We start from the raw sequence: 16,565 nt of genomic DNA, 5'->3' as shown, positions 1-16,565 counted from the left end.
GTCCCTCACCTTTCGGCGGCTGAGACGACAGTGCCACGAAGGACTATGGCGCGTCCAACACTAAATGAGTCTCAGATAATGACGTTTTTGGTCTCAATCTCCGGCGTCGGCAGAATTTCCTCGGATGTCTCCAATGCGACGGCGAGCGCATCGGTCATGTGCCGCGGTGACCAGGCAATTCCGTGATTCATGAACGTCGGCTCGCCGGTGAGTGGGACGAACACACTGCCAGGTGGGGTGATAGCAGCCATACCGGACGTCATCAGCGCTACACCGACGCCGGCGGCAACGAGCATCAGGATCATGTACGGATCGGTGATCTCCTGAACCACGCGAGGCCTGAAGTCTGCGTTCATGCAGGCGCGCATCGCGGTTTCCTGGAGGGCCGAGCCGGCCGAGAGCGGGGTGGTCACGAATCCGTCGTCGGCCAATTCGCGGAGGTCGATCGCGTCTCTCTCTGCGAGGGGATGGTCGATCGGAAGCACAGCGCCGAATGCCTCCCGTCGGATGAGTCGGGTAGACAGTGATGCGGATTCCACGGGTAGTCCGACGAAGGCGAGATCGAGGGCGCCGCTCTCGAGTTGGATGACCGCGTCGCGCGTCATGATCCGGCCGAGGAGTGTCAGTTCGACTTCCGGATAACGCTGACGCAACGCGCGTGTCAGTGGCGGAAGTGCTTGATAGTTGAGCACTCCGGTGAACCCGATTGTGACTCGTCCGTAGACGCCTCCCGACGACGCGCGCGTAGCGTGTCGTGCCGTCTCCATGTTCTCGATGACGCGATAGGCGTGGGGGAGAAAGGCATGTCCGCCGGATGTGAGTGCGACGCTGCGAGTGCTTCGTTCGAACAACTTGACGCCGATGTCCTTTTCGAGCTTTCGGATCATCTGGCTGAGCGGCGACTGGGCCATCTGGAGCCGTGATGCGGCCCGCCCGAAGTGAAGTTCTTCCGCAACCGCGACAAACGCGTGCAACCAGCGGGTTTCCATCGGCAAGGCCTCCAGGTATTTGACGTTGACAACAAACGCCATATATTCAGAATTTCTACACAGTGTGACGGCAATTATGCCTGTTTGCAACATAAATTGAGTGCATAGCGCACAGAAACTCAGGAGTGAATGCGATGCGGGGTTACCCAGAGGGTGTCACAGCGCTCGTTACCGGCGGTGCGAGCGGAATCGGCGCCGCCAGTGCAAAGCTGTTGACGGAGAGGGGAGTTCGGGTGGTAACGGCAGATCTTGCCGACGGCGCGGACGAACAACTCGACGTGAGTGATCCGACAGCAGTCGATGCGCTTCGAACCAGGCTCGGCAGAGTCGACATCTTGATCAACAGTGCGGGAATCGTCGGACCATCAGCGCCACTCGTCGACGTCGACCTCGCGGCTTGGCAGCGTACGTTCCGCATCAACGTCGAAGGGACATTCCTGATGTGCCGGGCGTTCGTGCCGGGGATGGTTGCGTCGGGGTGGGGGAGGGTCGTCAACCTCGCAAGTATTGCGGCCAAGGACGGAAACCCGAATCAGAGTGCATATTCCGGGTCCAAAGCGGCCGTCGTCGCGCTGACGAAATCACTCGGCAAAGAGGTCGCCACCACCGGTGTGCTGGTCAACGCGATAGCTCCGGCGGCCGTGGAAAGTCCTATGAATGCCGGCACCGATCCGGCCATCCTCGCCCGTTCGCAGTCTTTGACGCCGATGGCACGGATGGGGAAGGCGGACGAAATCGCCGAACTGATCTCCTGGCTGTCGTCGTCGGCGGTGAGTTACTCGACCGGCGCCGTGTACGACGCCAGCGGCGGCCGCGCAACATACTGAATTACCTTCTGGGAGAAATCGATCAGAACTGGAGCAGTGACTGCCACAGTTCGCGAGATGCGTCCTGGTACTCGAGCATGTGCGAGATCAGTTCACGCAGTGGCTGCGTCGGTTCGAGTTCTTCCGGAAGGAGCGGATTGCGCACGATGACCGCGATCACCGCGCTGCCCAGAGCAAGTGATTCGCGGGCCGCCTCCTCGCGACTGATTGTCGCCAGGCGTGTTTGCGCCTGTGTGAGTGCTTCACGGGCCTCCGCGATGTCGGCCAACAGTGCTTCCGAGTTCCAGAGTGTGCGGATTGTCGAATCATCCTCGGGGGCAAGGTGAGCGATTTCCATGACGGCCGATTCGGGGGCGGCGCCGAGTCGGTGGAGAGTGCGGCGGGCGCTGTCCGTGCCGCCGAGCAGATTGTTCGGGCGGACTGCGAGTGTGGGCTTCCACTCCTCGTAACCCGCCAGTCGCAGCGCTTGATCGTGCCGGCGGGCGGCAGTGCGGTCGCTTCGTTTGAGCCCCGAGTGCTCGACGGCGATCCAGGTGCCGTCCCAGGGGCGTATGCGATCGGTACGAGTTCGCCACCCCTCCACTTCGCTGTAGGTGGGGATACCGTCCGGGTTGAGGACGTACGTTCCACGAGCGGTACGACGCAGTTTGTTCTCTCGGCACAGGCGGCCCGCTGCCACGCGAATGCTCGATGCGCTGACGCCGACGATCTCGCCGGCCCGGGTCAGCACAGCGGTGCTGAACTCGGTGTCCGGGCTCGCTGTTGCGAGGTCCAGCACAACTCGGGTTGCGGACATTCCTCGATCAGTTTGTAACAACTTTTGAACAACTCCTGACAAATTCTGTTACAAGTGGCATGGTGGGTACCGGGAAACCTTATCCGCGAGCAGTGAGGAAATATCGTGACCGACTCCGATCGACCAGGTGGCGATGTCTATGTGGAGCGTGACGGTGGCGTCACTGTCATCGTGATGAATCGCCCTGATCGCAAGAATGCGGTGGACGGGCCGATGGCGGCGCAGTTGCGTGATGCCTTCCTGGAATTCGAGTCGGACGAGAGTCAGAAGGTGGCAATTCTGTGGGGTGCGGGCGGCACATTTTGTGCCGGTGCGGATTTGACCGCAGTCTCCGACCCCGCGCGCGTGCACGAGTTGCATCCGGAAGGCGGCGGCACCGGCCCGATGGGGCCGAGTCGGTTGGTGTTGTCCAAACCGTTGATCGCCGCCGTCAGTGGATACGCAGTGGCCGGAGGGCTCGAGCTTTCATTGCTCGCGGACCTGAGGATCTGCGAGGAGGATTCCGTGTTCGGAGTCTTCTGCCGGCGCTGGGGAGTTCCTCTCATCGACGGCGGGACCGTGCGACTGCCGCGAATCGTCGGACAGGGGCGAGCGCTCGACATGATCTTGACCGGTCGCCCGGTCGACGCTTCGGAGGCGTTGGCCTTCGGACTGGCCAATCGTGTTGTTCCAGTGGGGCAGTCACTCCAGGTAGCCAAGGAGCTTGCGCACCAGTTGTCCGCTTTCCCACAACTCTGCATGCTCGCGGATCGCGCATCGGCCTACCGATCTTTTGATCTACCACTTGCCGAAGCACTGCGCGCCGAGGGTGTCGCAGGAAATCCCATTGTCATCGCCGAAGGTGTGCGCGGCGCTGCTGCGTTCGCCGCGGGCGCCGGCCGGCACGGCCGATTCGAGAACAACCCGAATTCGAACGAGGAAACTGAACCATGATGCCCGTAACCCGAGATCTGATCGCACGTGGTGCGCGACAGCACGGACCGCGAACAGCCGTCGTCTTCGGCGATCGATCGATGACGTTCACGGAAGTGGACGAACTCAGCAGCCGATTGGCGCATGCATTCATCGCGCTCGGTATCGGGCGTGGCGCACGGGTTGCGTTGCTGGTCAACAACTCTCTTGCCAGCGTGCCTGTCGATTTTGCGTGTGTCAAAGCCGGCATCAACAGGGTTCCGCTCAACTCGCGACTCTCGCTCGACGAGCACGCACGAATGCTCGAGGACACCGACACTTCGCACGTCGTTTTCGGTACTGACCTTGCCGGCCGAGCTGCTGAACTGTCCGCCAGGTTCCCGGATCGGACGTTCGTCGGCCTGGAAACAGCTTCGGAGGGACAGCTTTCGCTGTTGGATCGAGCGCAGAGCATGCCTTCGGCCACTCCGGACGTCGAGGTAGATCCCGACGACGTGATCCTGACGCTGTTCACTTCCGGGACCACGGGAACGCTGAAGGCCGCGCAGCACACTCAGCGCAGCTACGCCGGAATCTGCCGCAATGTTCTGCTCAATCTGCTTCCGGCGACTCAGGACGACACGATGCTGCACGCGGCATCACTGATTCATGCCAGCGGTGTCTTCGTGCTTCCGTTCTGGCTGCGTGGCGGTAAGACCGTCATCCTCCCCGGTTTCGACCCGTCGACCTTCTTGGACTCGATAACCGAGCATCGGGCTACGGCAATCAATCTGGTGCCGACGATGATTCAGATGCTCCTCGAACGCCCTGATTTTGCGAGCGCAGACATCTCGAGTCTGAAATCCGTGATCTACGGTGCGTCGCCGATGCCGCTGGCCACCATCGAACGGGCGATGCAGGCGTGGGGGCAACACCGTTTTCTCCAGTACTACGGGCAGACCGAGGCACCGCTGTGTATTGCAGTCCTACGGCCCGAAGATCACACGGAAGACCGCCTGCTGTCCTGTGGTCAGCCGGCCATCGACGTCGAGATCAGGCTGCTCGACGGCGAGGGAAACGAAGTGCCCCAGGGAGAACCGGGTGAAATCGTGATCCGCTCGCCATCGGCGATCGCCGGATACTTCAATGCACCGGAACTGAATGCGGACACCTTCACCGAAGACGGCTGGGTTCACACCCGTGACATCGGTCAGTTCGACGCCGAAGGATTCTTGTTCTTGAAGGACCGAGCTTCGGACATGATCATCAGCGGCGGATACAACGTCTACCCCCGTGAAGTCGAGGATGCACTCCTGACGCATCCGTCCGTCCGTGAGGTCGCCGTGGTGGGTACCGCCGACGCGAAGTGGGTGGAGGCGGTCACGGCTGTGGTGGTACTCGAGGACGGGACCGTCGAAAACGACGTACTGCAAGCATCATTGGTCGCGCACGTCGGCGAGCGACTGGCGTCGTACAAGAAGCCGCGTCGGGTTGTTTTCGCAGAATCCATACCGAAGACGGCCGTCGGCAAGCTCAATCGGAAGGCGCTGCGAGACGAACTCCGCGACGCTATCTAACTCCGCGAGTGCGGAATTGAACGCTGATTCTCGGCCCGAGGGCCCGCGCACTCTTCGGGACACAGTGTTCCCACGTGCGTTGGCAGGATCCGCCCATGACGAGTAGATCTCCGTGTCCGAGATTGAAGCGGATGGATTCGCCGCCCCCACGAGGGCGCAATAGGAGCGGGCGAGCCGCACCGAGAGACAGGATGGCCACCATCGTGTCCTCGGTGCGACTTCGTCCCGTATCGTCCCCGTGCCAGGCAACGCTGTCGGAACCGTCGCGATAGAAACAGAGACCCGACGTGGCGAATGGTTCGCCGAGTTCGTCGAAGTAGTGACTGCTCAGCGCGTCTTTGGCTTCGGTGAGAAGTGCGTCCGGCAGTGGTTGATTCTCTGCGTAGAAACACACCAGACGAGGGACGTCGACAACGCGGTCGTACATCTGACGCCGTTCGGAACGCCACGGCACCGTAGCTTCCAGATTGTCGAACACGGCCTCCGATCCGGTCAGCCAGGCCGGGCGATGGTCGACCCATGCGCCGGCGGTGAGGATACGTCTCTGCACCGTGCCCTCGAGATCGCCCAAAGAGACGCCCAGGTCACCGTTGTCGAACAGAGACGGTTGCATCGTGGCGGTCATAGACTCCACCGTACACCGAAATCGAACATATGTTCCCATGAAATTTGATTGCAGTGCTGGACGGCTGTTCATCCTTGCTGGGTGATGTCCGGCGGCGTGAACCTTTGAATACTGTTCTCACGCTATTTCGCCGAAGAAGGGGATGTCATGACTGCTCCGCACCAATCTCATGCGAACCATCCTGTCCGACAAGGCTTTGCCATCGGGACCACGGTGGCGGCAGCATGCCTGCTCTTCGTCGCGGGAATCGTCGCGTTGCTGCAGGGCATCGCGGCTCTCGCGGACAACGATCTGCTGATCGTCGGAGTCAATTACACCTTCGAATTCGATGTCACGACATGGGGTTGGATCCACATCGTGCTCGGAATCATCGGCATCGCGGTGTCGCTGGGATTGTTCGTCGGCATGGCGTGGGCCCGCGGGATGGCATTCGTCATCGCGGCACTTTCGATCGTGGCGAATTTCCTGTGGATGCCGTACTACCCGCTGTGGTCGATCGTGATCATCGCCCTCGACGTCGCTGTGATCTGGGCCGTCGCGACCTGGCGACCTGACGAGGTGTGATCCTCTGACCGAAGTGAGTGGTTCACCTGCGGTAGGTGAACCACTCACTTCGCTGTGTCCGGGCCTCCACGGTTGGCCTCATCCCTACGCGGCGTCAGCGCCGTTTCGGTGACTCGCGATCCTGGTTCTCGCGCGGACGCATGTCCTTCGTCGATCGGTGTGGGAAGCCATGGATCATCGAGCAAGAGATCCAGCAGATCACTACCGTTGCGATTCCGAGTCCGATCGACGCGAATGGTTCCTGCGTAGCCAGCCAGACGCTCAGTCCGATTGCCGTCCCGACGATCAGAATCAGGATGGTGTCGAGTCGTGTCGTTTGCATCGAAATCATCGCCTGGCACAGATAGTTTCTGGCGGCCCGCTGGTTTTGGCGGCCCGCCACCCGGCGAGTGACAGCCGGGGGCAGACCTTGCGCGGCTGACCCCTCGCTCTGGAAATCGCCGCCGCAAGTGATCAATACCCGCGAAATTCGTCTGCGAAACTCTTGGCAGGCAGAACAGGACCTTTGGCCGGTCAGATCGATTCCGCGCGGTTGGCCGCCTCGATGAATCGGGACCAGAACGGTACGCGGACGCTAATGGGAGAGAGTGTCTTTCGGCCCTGTCCGAGGGGGAACTCATTGGCGAGATATTCGAGGAGGTTTGCCCCGTAGTAGACGATGTCGGTCTGCCACACGGAGATCACCGGCGATCCCGAGGGGGAGGGTGCGGCGGGCGTGAAGCGGTGAGCGAAGACCGGGACAAGGCGCGGCCACGCTCCGATCTGTTGACGCACGATTGTGGTGACGTCCTCGGGTGAGGCGGGCATTCTGCCCCACGATGCCGGCCAGAACGGTGGTTGTTGATGCAGTGCATCCCAAATGAAACCTTCGGTGACTTTATCTAGCCACGTACCCAACTCGAGGTCGTCGGCGCTACGCCAGTTCGGCCAACGGTCGCCAAGTGGTAACGCAGTGGCAAGAAGACTGCGGTGGTCTGGGTTGAAGTGAAATCCAAAGCGTTCGTGGACGGAATCGAACTCTGCGTCGGTCAGACCCTCGCTGAGTTCGATCCCGGCCCCGTTGAGCAGTGCCGCTGCCTCGCGCCCGACGTGCTTCATTTCAGGAGTCTTGCAGATGCCACGTCCAGAACGGCAACGATGCTCTGGTCGATCACCGCACAATCGCCCGGCCGGCCTGTTGGTCGAACCTACGTTGAGGTTGTACATACTAGTTGTTACAGTCGATTGGTGAACTCAAAGGACCAGCTGACGGGTGCGATGGCAGAGCTGTTGTGGGAGCGCGGCTATGCAGCGACGAGCCCACGCGACGTGATGACACGTGCCGGGGTTGGCCAGGGCAGCATGTATCACCATTTCAGTGGAAAGCACGAACTCGCGGTAGAGGCGCTGTCTGCAGTTACCCGAGAAATGACGGGCGAGTCATCTCCGTTGGGTGGAGAAGGCTCGCCCCTCGAACAGATGAAGCGCTACCTCTCATTGCCGCGGCCGGGTACTCGGGGGTGCCGGGTGGGTCGGATGACCCAGGACCCGGAAGTGGTCACGGATGCAGAACTGATCGCAGTTGTTGCGAATGCCTTCGACACCATGCTGAACCATTGGGAGCGGGCGATCACTGCCGCGATTGCTGCAGGAGAACTTCCGACGAGCATCGTCCCGGCGGATCTCGCGCGAACGCTGGCAGCCGTCCTGCAGGGCGGCTATGTACTTGCCCGCGCGCAGGGTGAACAGGGCCCGATGGACGCGGCGGTTCGTGGAGCCATTTCCCTGCTCGACGCCGCCCAGTCCGCTCTCTGCACCGATCACTGACCAACTCGAGAAAGAGAAATCAATGTCCGTTCGTATCGGAATCAACGGCTTCGGCCGTATCGGTCGCAGCTACCTGCGGGCTGCGCTAAGCAGCGATGCAGATGTCGAGATCGTCGCGATCAACGACATCGCCGACGCCGCAACCCTCGCTTCGCTCCTGGAGTGGGACTCGGTGTCCGGTCATCTGGACGGCGTCGAGGTCGACGGGGACGCGATTCTCGTTGCAGGAAAGCGCATTCGCGTCACCTCTGAGCGCGAGCCGTCCCTCATCCCCTGGAGAGCCGAACGCGTCGATGTCGTCATAGAGTCGACCGGCAGATTCACGGACTCGGTCAACGCTCGCCAACACCTGACAGCGGGAGCGCGAAAGGTGATCATTTCGGCTCCCGCCGACAGTGATGTCCCTGCAGTTGTACTCGGAGTAAACGACGACGTCCTCGACATGTCGGAGGACGTATTCTCGAACGGATCCTGCACGACCAACTGCCTCGCACCGATGGTTAAGGTGCTGCACGAGGCGTTCGGCATCGAGTCCGGACTGATGACGACGATCCACGCCTACACCAGCGACCAGCGCCTCCACGATGCTCCTCACAGCGATCTCCGGCGCGCTCGTGCCGCGGCATTGTCTACGATCCCGACTTCCTCCGGCGCCGCCGCCACCATCGGGCGGATCATCCCAGAGCTGGACGGAAAATTGACCGGACTCTCGCTGCGCGTCCCCGTGCCAGTCGGTTCTATCACCGACCTCACTGCCCATCTCTCACGACCGGCGACTGTCGTGGAGATCAACGAAGCGTTTCGCGTCGCATCGCAGACTCCCGAACTCTCGTCTTACCTTGCCTATTCGGAGGCGCCACTTGTCTCTGCCGACATAGTCGGCAATCCCCACTCGGCAATCTTCGATGCGCCCCTCACACAGGTCGTCGGCGAACAAGTGAAGGTTTTCGCCTGGTACGACAACGAGTGGGGATTCTCGAACCGGCTCGTCGAGCTTTCGCAGCGGGTTGGCCCATAGCGACCAGACGCAGGGGCGGAAGGCTTCGGTCGTGGAGGCTGTGCGACGGAAACTCATTTCCCATGGGGGACCCTCGTATGGACCGCACTGGTGCGTGGTGCCCGCAATGATTGGCCGCGATGTGCCCTCACCTGTGGCAGAGGGCGCTGGGTTGTCGAGCGAGTCCGCCATCGTTGCCGTAGATCGGTTGCCGGTGATCTCACCGTACTAGTCGGAAGGTGGTCTGGGCTCGAGGAAATCGGGAGGTGCGGCTGCCGCCGACCCGCATCAGATCGGGACGCAGTCGATGTACTGTGAGCCATGCCGACCCTGCTTCGACGTGCATTCAAGATCGGCGCGGTAGCGCTGGCAACGATTGTGGTGGCGGCCTACCTGTATCTGGCCTTCACTTATCGCAGCGCTGATGTCTTTGCGCCGCCAGGGCGCATCGAGTCTCTCGGCCGGACCTACCTGATCAGCAATTTCCCGCCGCGCACTCGTGAAGATCTCGAACAGCGATTCGCGCAGGGCCATCGTGAGCAGTACACCTTGGAACAAGTGAGTTCCGTATTTCCGTGGCGCGCTGTCTACCAGTGGCAGAACGACCAGATCCGCGGCCAGGCGACGTCGAGCGCGTACCTGAAATGGGGCGAGACGTACATCAGCTATTCGCTTTCGGGTGGCCCATGATTCTGCGTAGACCGAGTCGAACTCACATCGCTTCGTCTGCTGTCGCTCGTCGTGCTACTGCTGCACCGGACTGAGCCTGCCACCGTTCTTCGATGCGGCCGTACCGCCACACGAGTAGAGCAATCAGCCAGGTGGCGACAAAGAGTCCGACGATGATGAAGCCCATCGCGCCGAGATCCAAGTTCCCGATGGCGCCGAGAAACCCGTCGTGAATGTCGAGTTTGTCGGTGAAAATCGAGATGATTTCCTGGGACCCGATCAGCAGTGCCACTGCCACCGAGAGTCCGGTGATCACCATGTTGTAGTAGATCTTTCGGACCGGCTGAGCAAATGCCCAACCGTAGGCGAAGTTCATGAACGATCCGTCGATCGAGTCGAAAAGCGACATCCCGGCGCAGAAGAGGATCGGCAGAACGAGGATCGAATACCACGGGAGCCCTGTCGCCGCCGCGCCGCCGGCGATCACCAACAGCCCGACTTCGGTGACGGTGTCGAATCCCAATCCGAACAGTAGGCCGACCGGGTACATGTGCCAGGGCTTGCGAACCATCTTCATCACCGGGCCCAGAATCTTGTTCAGGGCGCCACGGCTGTCGAGTTCCTTCTCGAGTTGTTCCTCGTCGAAGGTTCCGGCCTTGTACTTCGTGTACACCCGATGAATCCCGATGAGAGAGACAAGGTTCAAGATTCCGATCAAAATCAGGAACGTGCCGGAAATGGTGGTGCCGAACAAGCCGGTCCACTTCTCCAGATCGGAGTTGTCGTCGGAAAGGCTGGTGGCCAGTTGCCGCACACCCAAAGCCAAGAGGGCGACGAGTACGAAGACGATGGTCGAGTGTCCGAGCGAAAACCAGAACCCGACGGACATCGGTTTCTTGCCGTCCGCCACCAACTTCCGAGTGGTGTTGTCGATAGCGGCGATGTGATCGGCGTCGAAAGCATGGCGCATGCCGAGCGTGTACGCCGTTACGCCGAGTCCGACGCCGAAGACACTGCCTTCGATCGTGTAGTGGCCGGGGACAACCAGGCCGAGAAGAACTGCCCACCCGACGACGTTGAGCGCTACGACGGTGACGGTCATCCCGATGATGCTTCGACGCTGGCCTCGATCCAGACTGTGCCAAGCACCGGCGATTCGAGTGCCCGTCGTGGTCATTGTCGTGGACATCGAACCTCACCGATCCTTCAGTCGCGGCCGGCGGCCACGCTACTGAAATCGTATAAGTGTTCAACTGTTCAGATAAGCGCCTGGAGGTTACAAATCACCCATCCGGGGGTAAAACTGCTTTGCTCCCGGATGGGAAATGCTCAGGCGAACACGGTATTGACCAGCGCGACGTAGATCGTCGTTCCGACGACGATGCTCAGGACGGCATTCTTTCGCCAGAGGTGCGCGGCGATCGTGGCGCACACTGCAATCAGTTCGGGTAGGCCATGAGAAGGGGCGGTGATCGACACCCCTTTGAGTGAATACATGACGAGAATCAACATGACGCCTGCCGGCATGTAGATGCCGAGGTAGCCGACCAGGGCGGAGGAGCGCAGCGGCATGAGCGCGGCGAAGGGGATTGCGCGCAGCGCGAAGGTGACCACGGCCATGACTGCGACCGCCGCAAAGATGTACGAGGTGTCAGGCATCGATCTTCGCCTTTCGTGAGTCGTAGACAAAGCGCCCGATCAGGAAGAGCACGAAGGCGCCCATCGCAATTGGCAGCATGTGGTCCGGCGCTGCGAGCCGGGCGACCAGAGCGCAGGTGACCGCGGCGACCGGCACCGCGAATCCGTTTTGTGCGCGAATCGCTTCGATCGAGAGGACGACGAACAACGCCGTCAGGGCGAAGTCGAGGCCGACGATCGAGTCCGGAATCCACTGTCCTGCTGTCGCGCCCAGAATCGCGCCACCGATCCAGTAGCCGTGCAGGTACAGCTGGGAGTAGACGATGACGCGTCCGGTGAGTGCCTTGGGATCGGCAGTTACCGACATCGCATAGGCCTCGTCGGTCAGCGCGAACATGCTGTAGAAGCGGGCGAAGGGGTTGCGAATCTTTTCCAGCGGAAAACTCAAGGCGTAGAACACATGTCGAAAGTTGACCAGCAGTGCGGTCAGAGCGACGTACGGCAGCGGTGTCATGGCCGCGACCATTCCGACCGCGAGAAACTCCAGCGATCCTGCGTAGATCAGCGAGGTGAAAGCGACTGCCCACCAAGGGCTGAGCCCTTGTTGGACCACAAGAACGCCAAGTGCGATCCCAAGTGGGAGCAGGCCGAATCCAACCGGTAGCGACAGCTGGAAGGCGTGCCGCCACGCCGGGGTTCGCGGTGGGAGTTCGACGGCCGGTGCGGCCGTCGACGATGCTGGTTCGATCACGACGCAAATCTATAACAAAGATCGAGGTGATCGATTGCTCAGAATGCCCACATATCGAACAGTGCGCAATAATAGTGCGATGGATGCCATGGATGACGCAATTTTGTTTCACCTACGCCAGGACTCGAGTTTGACCAATACCGAGTTGGCGGATCTGGTGGGTCTGACACCGTCCCCTTGCCTGCGCCGCGTGAAAAAGCTCGAAGCCGACGGAATCATCACCGGGTACCGCGCGATCGTCAGTCAGGAAGCGCTTGGCCGAGGATTTCAAGTGATCGTCACCGCCGAGATCGGAGTCAACGACCAGGCCACCATCGAGGACTTCGAATCCCAGGTCGCCGCCTTCGACGAAGTGATCGAATGTCGGAGATTGTTCGGAATTCCCGACTACTTCATTCGCGTCGCGGTGAAAGATCTCGCGACGTACGAGAACTTCATGGTCACCAAGCTCAGCGGGCTTCCGGCTGTCTCGCGGGTGACATCGTTGATCACCATGAAGACCATCAAGAGTGTCGACTGATGCCCGGGCTCGGCTGAACCTTCACTAGGTGTCGGTGGTCGGCGTTAACGTCGGAACATGGGATACGAATTTCAAGTCACAGTAGATTCGGCACATCCGCACGAACAGGCGAAGTGGTGGGCCGCAGCACTCGGGTGGGCAGCGGAGCCCAGCGACGAAGACTTCATCAGGGGCCTCGTCGCCGCTGGTCACGCCAAGGAATCCGACACCACGACATTCGAGGGAGTCCTCGTCTGGCGCGAAGGTGCGGCCATCAGCGATCCGGAGCATCCCGAACGTCCCCGCGTTCTGTTCCAACTGGTTCCGGAATCGAAGACGGTGAAGAACCGGCTCCATTTCGACATACGAGTGGGCGACAAGCGCGAGGATGTCGCAGCGCACCTCGAGACGGTGGGGGCGACGATCCTGCACCGAGGAGCGCAGGGGCCGAGCGTGTGGATCACGATGACCGATCCCGAAGGAAACGAGTTCTGCGTCAGCTAGCGGTACGAACTCGGAGTGTCGCCGGTCCATCGTTTGAAGGCCCGACGGAAGGCGCTGGGCTCGGAGAACCCCAATCGCGCCGAGAGTACTTCGACGGATTCTCCGCGCCGCAAACCAGCGATGGCTACGTCGCGGAGCACTTCCTCGCGTAGTTGATTGAGTGATGTTCCGTCACGCCGCAGCAGTCGACGCAGATGGGGAACGCTGATCGAGAGCATCTCCGCGATCTCCTCGGCCGTGGAGGTTCGCCCCTTCACCCCGAGTTCCAGGACCCGTCGTACCTGGGCCGACGCAGTGCTGTCGTAATCACGTTCGGACATGAGCTGAATCGGAGATTCTCGGAGGTACTCCTCCAACGTCTCCTCGGTTTGGATGATCGGTGCACGCATGGCCGAGTTGTCGAACTCCAGTGCCGCGCGCTTCGCGCCGAAGGTGACCGGCGCTCCGAAGATGTAGTCGTAGTCCTGCGCCAACCGTGCATCCGGTGCCGAGTACGGAAACTCGACCGCCCGAAGTCGGACGCGCTTTCCGATCAACCATGCGGAAAATCGGTGCAGCAAGATCAGGACGAAATCGGTTGTGACACGTTCTGCGACATCAGGTTCGGCGACGCCTTCGCGAGCTCGGACAGCGAAACTCACCCGAGTGCTTTCCTCGCCCTTCTCGATCGACAGTGGGGCCAGAGCCGGTAGCGCACGGATCACGTCGGACATTCGAGCGAAGGCCGATCCGAGATCAGGGCAATGGATCAACGTCAGGCAGATCAATCGGAAAGTGCCACGGGGGACCGGGGCGGATCCGAGGCCGAACAATTCGTCGTCGGTGATCTGCCAGGTGGATTGGATGAACGTGGTGACCTGAGTCGGGGTCAGCCGGGCGCGCGGGTCGGACAGTGTCTCGAGGTCGATCCCGGCAGCGCGCAGTGCACCCGACAAATCGACGTCGTTGTCCGGCGAGAACGCGAGATAGCGGTGGACGAATGCGGTCGGGATGGTCCGCGCTGTCATGGGTGCGCTGCTCCTTGGAGCAGGTGGAGACGGCGTGCAGCTTCGGACAGAATATGGTCCTGCTTGCAGAAGGCGAAGCGCACCAGGTGCTTCCAATCGTCGCGGTTGTCCGCGAACACGTCGACCGGAACGGCCGCGACGCCGATCCGCTCGGGCAGTGCGCGGCAGAAATCTCCCGCATCGGTTTCGCCCAACGGTCTGATGTCGGCAAGGAGGAAGTACGTGCCGCCACCGGAATGCACCGTGAAACCGGCCTCGGTCAGAGCTTTACCGAGCACGTCGCGTTTGCCTTGCAAGCTCTGTCGAAGTTCGACGACCCACGGCTGTTCGTTGGTGAGCGCGTAGGCAACGGCCGGTTGGAACGGTGCACCGGCAACAAATGACATGAACTGCTTGGCGGCACGGACTCCGTCGATGAGTTCGCGCGGGCCGATCGCCCAGCCGGTTTTCCAGCCGGTGACATTGAAAGTCTTTGCGGCACTGGACACCGTGACGGTGCGCTCACGCATGCCCGGGAGCGACGCCATCGGTGTGTGGGTGAGGCCGTCGAAGACCAAGTGCTCGTAGACCTCGTCGCTCAACACGATCAGGTCGCGTTCGCACGCGAGTTCGGCGATCGCTCGAAGTTCGTGATCGGTGAATACGGTGCCGGTGGGGTTGTGAGGACTGTTGACGATCAGCATCTTCGTCTTGGCGGTGATCGCGCCGCGCAATGCATCGAGATCGACCGCAAATCCGTCTCCCGCGGTTACCAACGGAACTGTGCGACGTACAGCGCCTGCCAACGCGACGGATGCAGCGTAGGAGTCGTAGTACGGCTCGATCAGCACTACTTCTTCGCCGGGTTCGACCAGTCCGAGAATCGCAGCACTGATCGCCTCGGTGGCGCCGACGGTGACCAGAACTTCGGAGTCGGGATCACTGTCGAGTCCGTAGCGGATGCGCCGATCCTCCGCGATGGCCTGACGCAAGACGGGCATGCCCGGACCGGGCGGGTATTGATTGACGCCCTCGGCGATGGCTCGGCGCGCTACCTCGAGCATGGCCGCAGGACCGTCGGTATCCGGAAAGCCCTGACCGAGGTTGACCGCGTCGTGAAGTGTGGCCAACGCTGTCATCTCGGCGAAGATCGTGGATGCGAACGGCTGCAGACGCGAGACGGTGCGGTTGCGGGGCGTCGAAGGCATCTTTGCAGCTTAGTCGGCTGACACCGCATCCTCACATCCGCTCGGACGCGGTGCTTGTCACGTTTGAATCGCCGCCATCGTCCAACTCTGTAGAGAGCATCGAATCCGGTGCCCCAGAACATACGGAGGCTTGCCATGACTCGCATTCCCGCAGTGACACCGTCAGAAGCCAGTCCGTTGATCAAAGTGGCATACAAATTCGCCGCCAGGCAGTACGACGAAGTCCCCGAGCCCTTTGCCGTCCTGGCCAACCATCGGAAATTGTTCGTAGCGGCTGCCCGCCACGAAATGGCTGTGCAGAAGGCGTCGAAGGTGCTGCCGTCGAACATTCGTGAACTGGCCGTCTATCGCGTCGCCTGGACTGTCGGCTGCTCGTGGTGTGTCGACTTCGGGACGATGCTCTCGCGCTTGGACGGTTTGGACATCGACAAGTTGAAAGAGATCGCGAACTACCGGGATTCATCGAAGTACAGCGAAGACGAGCGGGCCGCGATCGCCTACGCCGACGCCATGACCGGTGACCCCCATGGGGAGAACGGGGTGACGGACGAACAGGTCGCGGATCTCGAGCGCAGGTTCGGGCGAGCGGGCGTCGTGGAACTGACCTATCAGATCGGGCTCGAAAACATGCGCGCCCGGATGTATTCGGCGTTGGGGATTACCGAGCAGGGGTTCAGCACCGACTCCTGCCGTGTGCCCTGGGCAGAAGAATGATGCGCTGATTCGTCTACGGCAACTATCGACAATGCTCCGCAGATACGTGATCATGATTGACTAGTTCACGCATCTGCGGAGCATTTCGGCTTGTTAGGTCCGCACTTGCGACCTACGATCACCTGGTGCCCAACATTCGAATCCGCGAAGCTGCCGGCCTGCTCGGTGTCAGTGACGACACCGTCCGGCGGTGGGTCGACGGTGGGCTTCTCACCGCGACGACGGACGACTCCGGCCGCAAGGTCATCGACGGTGCCGAGTTGGCGGGCTTCGCCCGGTCCAACGCCGGACCCGCACCGGCCGATCCGCTCACGGGTGCGAGTTCGGCCCGCAACCGGTTCGCCGGCCTCGTCACCAAGGTCGTCACCGACAAGGTGATGGCTCAGGTCGAAATGCAGTGTGGGCCCTTCACTGTCGTCTCGTTGATGAGTACCGACGCGGTTCGGGAGCTCGGACTCGAGGTCGGGAGTATCGGAGTCGCAATCGTGAAGGCCACCACGGTCATCGTGGAAACGCCGTAGTTT

21 protein-coding genes are annotated in these 16,565 nt (G+C 61.2%); 11 read left to right on the top strand and 10 right to left on the bottom strand.

Going from position 1 to position 16,565, the window contains the following annotated elements:
- Window positions 1–71 precede the first annotated feature (71 nt).
- Window positions 72–989 (bottom strand): LysR family transcriptional regulator, encoded by a 918-nt coding sequence (locus tag KTR60_RS22375; protein WP_020970528.1) that lies wholly within the window; start codon window positions 987–989, stop codon window positions 72–74.
- Window positions 990–1,123: 134 nt separating this feature from the next.
- Between KTR60_RS22375 and KTR60_RS22370 the strand changes: the two genes are divergently transcribed.
- Window positions 1,124–1,816: an SDR family NAD(P)-dependent oxidoreductase gene (locus KTR60_RS22370; RefSeq protein ID WP_125051856.1), complete on the top strand. Its 693-nt coding sequence runs from the start codon at window positions 1,124–1,126 to the stop codon at window positions 1,814–1,816.
- A 22-nt stretch (window positions 1,817–1,838) separates the two neighbouring features.
- On the opposite strand, the gene KTR60_RS22365 is transcribed toward KTR60_RS22370, so the two are convergent.
- Window positions 1,839–2,612 carry a hypothetical protein gene (locus tag KTR60_RS22365; RefSeq protein WP_042921741.1) on the bottom strand — a complete coding sequence of 258 codons (774 nt, stop codon included), beginning with the start codon at window positions 2,610–2,612 and terminating at the stop codon, window positions 1,839–1,841.
- A 174-nt stretch (window positions 2,613–2,786) separates the two neighbouring features.
- Between KTR60_RS22365 and KTR60_RS22360 the strand changes: the two genes are divergently transcribed.
- Both KTR60_RS22360 and KTR60_RS22355 read left to right on the top strand, forming a co-directional pair.
- The gene (locus KTR60_RS22360; protein ID WP_218960025.1) at window positions 2,787–3,545 is read left to right on the top strand and encodes a crotonase/enoyl-CoA hydratase family protein; all 759 of its coding nucleotides are present in this window, start codon (window positions 2,787–2,789) and stop codon (window positions 3,543–3,545) included.
- Window positions 3,542–5,080, top strand: a complete 1,539-nt coding sequence (locus tag KTR60_RS22355; protein WP_228401271.1) for a class I adenylate-forming enzyme family protein — start codon at window positions 3,542–3,544, stop codon at window positions 5,078–5,080. The genes KTR60_RS22360 and KTR60_RS22355 overlap by 4 nt, the downstream gene beginning before the upstream one ends.
- Here KTR60_RS22355 and KTR60_RS22350 read toward each other — a convergent pair.
- Window positions 5,073–5,705 carry an alpha-ketoglutarate-dependent dioxygenase AlkB gene (locus KTR60_RS22350; protein WP_007733562.1) on the bottom strand — a complete coding sequence of 211 codons (633 nt, stop codon included), beginning with the start codon at window positions 5,703–5,705 and terminating at the stop codon, window positions 5,073–5,075. The two genes, KTR60_RS22355 and KTR60_RS22350, sit on opposite strands and share 8 nt — an antisense overlap.
- 147 nt (window positions 5,706–5,852) lie before the next feature.
- On the opposite strand from KTR60_RS22350, the gene KTR60_RS22345 reads away from it, so the two are divergent.
- Window positions 5,853–6,269, top strand: a complete 417-nt coding sequence (locus KTR60_RS22345; protein ID WP_007733561.1) for a hypothetical protein — start codon at window positions 5,853–5,855, stop codon at window positions 6,267–6,269.
- Between the two features lie 94 nt (window positions 6,270–6,363).
- Here KTR60_RS22345 and KTR60_RS22340 read toward each other — a convergent pair whose 3' ends face one another.
- Entirely contained in the window at window positions 6,364–6,591 is a 228-nt protein-coding gene (locus tag KTR60_RS22340) for a hypothetical protein (RefSeq protein WP_020970523.1), read from the bottom strand.
- A 191-nt stretch (window positions 6,592–6,782) separates the two neighbouring features.
- The gene (locus KTR60_RS22335; protein ID WP_228401270.1) at window positions 6,783–7,367 is read right to left on the bottom strand and encodes a hypothetical protein; all 585 of its coding nucleotides are present in this window, start codon (window positions 7,365–7,367) and stop codon (window positions 6,783–6,785) included.
- 129 nt (window positions 7,368–7,496) lie between these two features.
- Here KTR60_RS22335 and KTR60_RS22330 point away from each other — a divergent pair, with 129 nt between their 5' ends.
- The 3 genes from KTR60_RS22330 to KTR60_RS22320 all read left to right on the top strand — a co-directional run bounded on the left by KTR60_RS22330 (window position 7,497) and on the right by KTR60_RS22320 (window position 9,762).
- Entirely contained in the window at window positions 7,497–8,075 is a 579-nt protein-coding gene (locus KTR60_RS22330) for a TetR/AcrR family transcriptional regulator (RefSeq protein ID WP_054188886.1), read from the top strand.
- A gap of 22 nt (window positions 8,076–8,097) precedes the next feature.
- Window positions 8,098–9,093, top strand: a complete 996-nt coding sequence (gene gap, locus KTR60_RS22325) for a type I glyceraldehyde-3-phosphate dehydrogenase (protein ID WP_161120133.1) — start codon at window positions 8,098–8,100, stop codon at window positions 9,091–9,093.
- A 300-nt stretch (window positions 9,094–9,393) separates the two neighbouring features.
- Complete coding sequence (locus KTR60_RS22320; protein ID WP_030535333.1) at window positions 9,394–9,762, top strand: hypothetical protein; 369 nt, start codon at window positions 9,394–9,396, stop codon at window positions 9,760–9,762.
- Window positions 9,763–9,784: 22 nt separating this feature from the next.
- On the opposite strand, the gene KTR60_RS22315 is transcribed toward KTR60_RS22320, so the two are convergent.
- The 3 genes from KTR60_RS22315 to KTR60_RS22305 all read right to left on the bottom strand — a co-directional run bounded on the left by KTR60_RS22315 (window position 9,785) and on the right by KTR60_RS22305 (window position 12,130).
- Entirely contained in the window at window positions 9,785–10,930 is a 1,146-nt protein-coding gene (locus tag KTR60_RS22315; RefSeq protein ID WP_007733551.1) for a HoxN/HupN/NixA family nickel/cobalt transporter, read from the bottom strand.
- A 140-nt stretch (window positions 10,931–11,070) separates the two neighbouring features.
- On the bottom strand, window positions 11,071–11,400 hold the full coding sequence (locus KTR60_RS22310) for a branched-chain amino acid transporter permease (RefSeq protein ID WP_003940007.1): 330 nt from the start codon (window positions 11,398–11,400) through the stop codon (window positions 11,071–11,073).
- A complete protein-coding gene (locus tag KTR60_RS22305; RefSeq protein ID WP_003940360.1) occupies window positions 11,393–12,130 on the bottom strand; it encodes an AzlC family ABC transporter permease in 738 nt (245 codons plus the stop codon). The genes KTR60_RS22310 and KTR60_RS22305 overlap by 8 nt, the downstream gene beginning before the upstream one ends.
- A 79-nt stretch (window positions 12,131–12,209) precedes the next feature.
- Here KTR60_RS22305 and KTR60_RS22300 point away from each other — a divergent pair, with 79 nt between their 5' ends.
- On the top strand, window positions 12,210–12,650 hold the full coding sequence (locus KTR60_RS22300) for an Lrp/AsnC family transcriptional regulator (protein ID WP_020970517.1): 441 nt from the start codon (window positions 12,210–12,212) through the stop codon (window positions 12,648–12,650).
- A 57-nt stretch (window positions 12,651–12,707) separates the two neighbouring features.
- Window positions 12,708–13,133 carry a VOC family protein gene (locus tag KTR60_RS22295; protein ID WP_003940409.1) on the top strand — a complete coding sequence of 142 codons (426 nt, stop codon included), beginning with the start codon at window positions 12,708–12,710 and terminating at the stop codon, window positions 13,131–13,133.
- Here the strand turns inward: KTR60_RS22295 and KTR60_RS22290 are convergent.
- A complete protein-coding gene (locus tag KTR60_RS22290) occupies window positions 13,130–14,140 on the bottom strand; it encodes an AraC family transcriptional regulator (protein ID WP_003940556.1) in 1,011 nt (336 codons plus the stop codon). The genes KTR60_RS22295 and KTR60_RS22290 overlap by 4 nt on opposite strands.
- Window positions 14,137–15,327, bottom strand: a complete 1,191-nt coding sequence (locus KTR60_RS22285) for a pyridoxal phosphate-dependent aminotransferase (RefSeq protein ID WP_003939670.1) — start codon at window positions 15,325–15,327, stop codon at window positions 14,137–14,139. The genes KTR60_RS22290 and KTR60_RS22285 overlap by 4 nt, the downstream gene beginning before the upstream one ends.
- Window positions 15,328–15,462: 135 nt before the next feature.
- Between KTR60_RS22285 and KTR60_RS22280 the strand changes: the two genes are divergently transcribed.
- Window positions 15,463–16,041, top strand: coding sequence for a carboxymuconolactone decarboxylase family protein (locus KTR60_RS22280; RefSeq protein ID WP_007733549.1), 579 nt, complete (start codon window positions 15,463–15,465; stop codon window positions 16,039–16,041).
- Window positions 16,042–16,166: 125 nt separating this feature from the next.
- Window positions 16,167–16,562, top strand: coding sequence for a TOBE domain-containing protein (locus tag KTR60_RS22275; RefSeq protein WP_003940157.1), 396 nt, complete (start codon window positions 16,167–16,169; stop codon window positions 16,560–16,562).
- Window positions 16,563–16,565: the final 3 nt, after the last annotated feature.

The organism is Rhodococcus sp. C1 (assembly GCF_020809065.1).
Lineage (GTDB): Bacteria > Actinomycetota > Actinomycetes > Mycobacteriales > Mycobacteriaceae > Rhodococcus_F > Rhodococcus_F qingshengii.
Note: the sequence above shows the minus strand (reverse complement) of the source record. Positions and strands in the feature narration are given on the sequence as shown.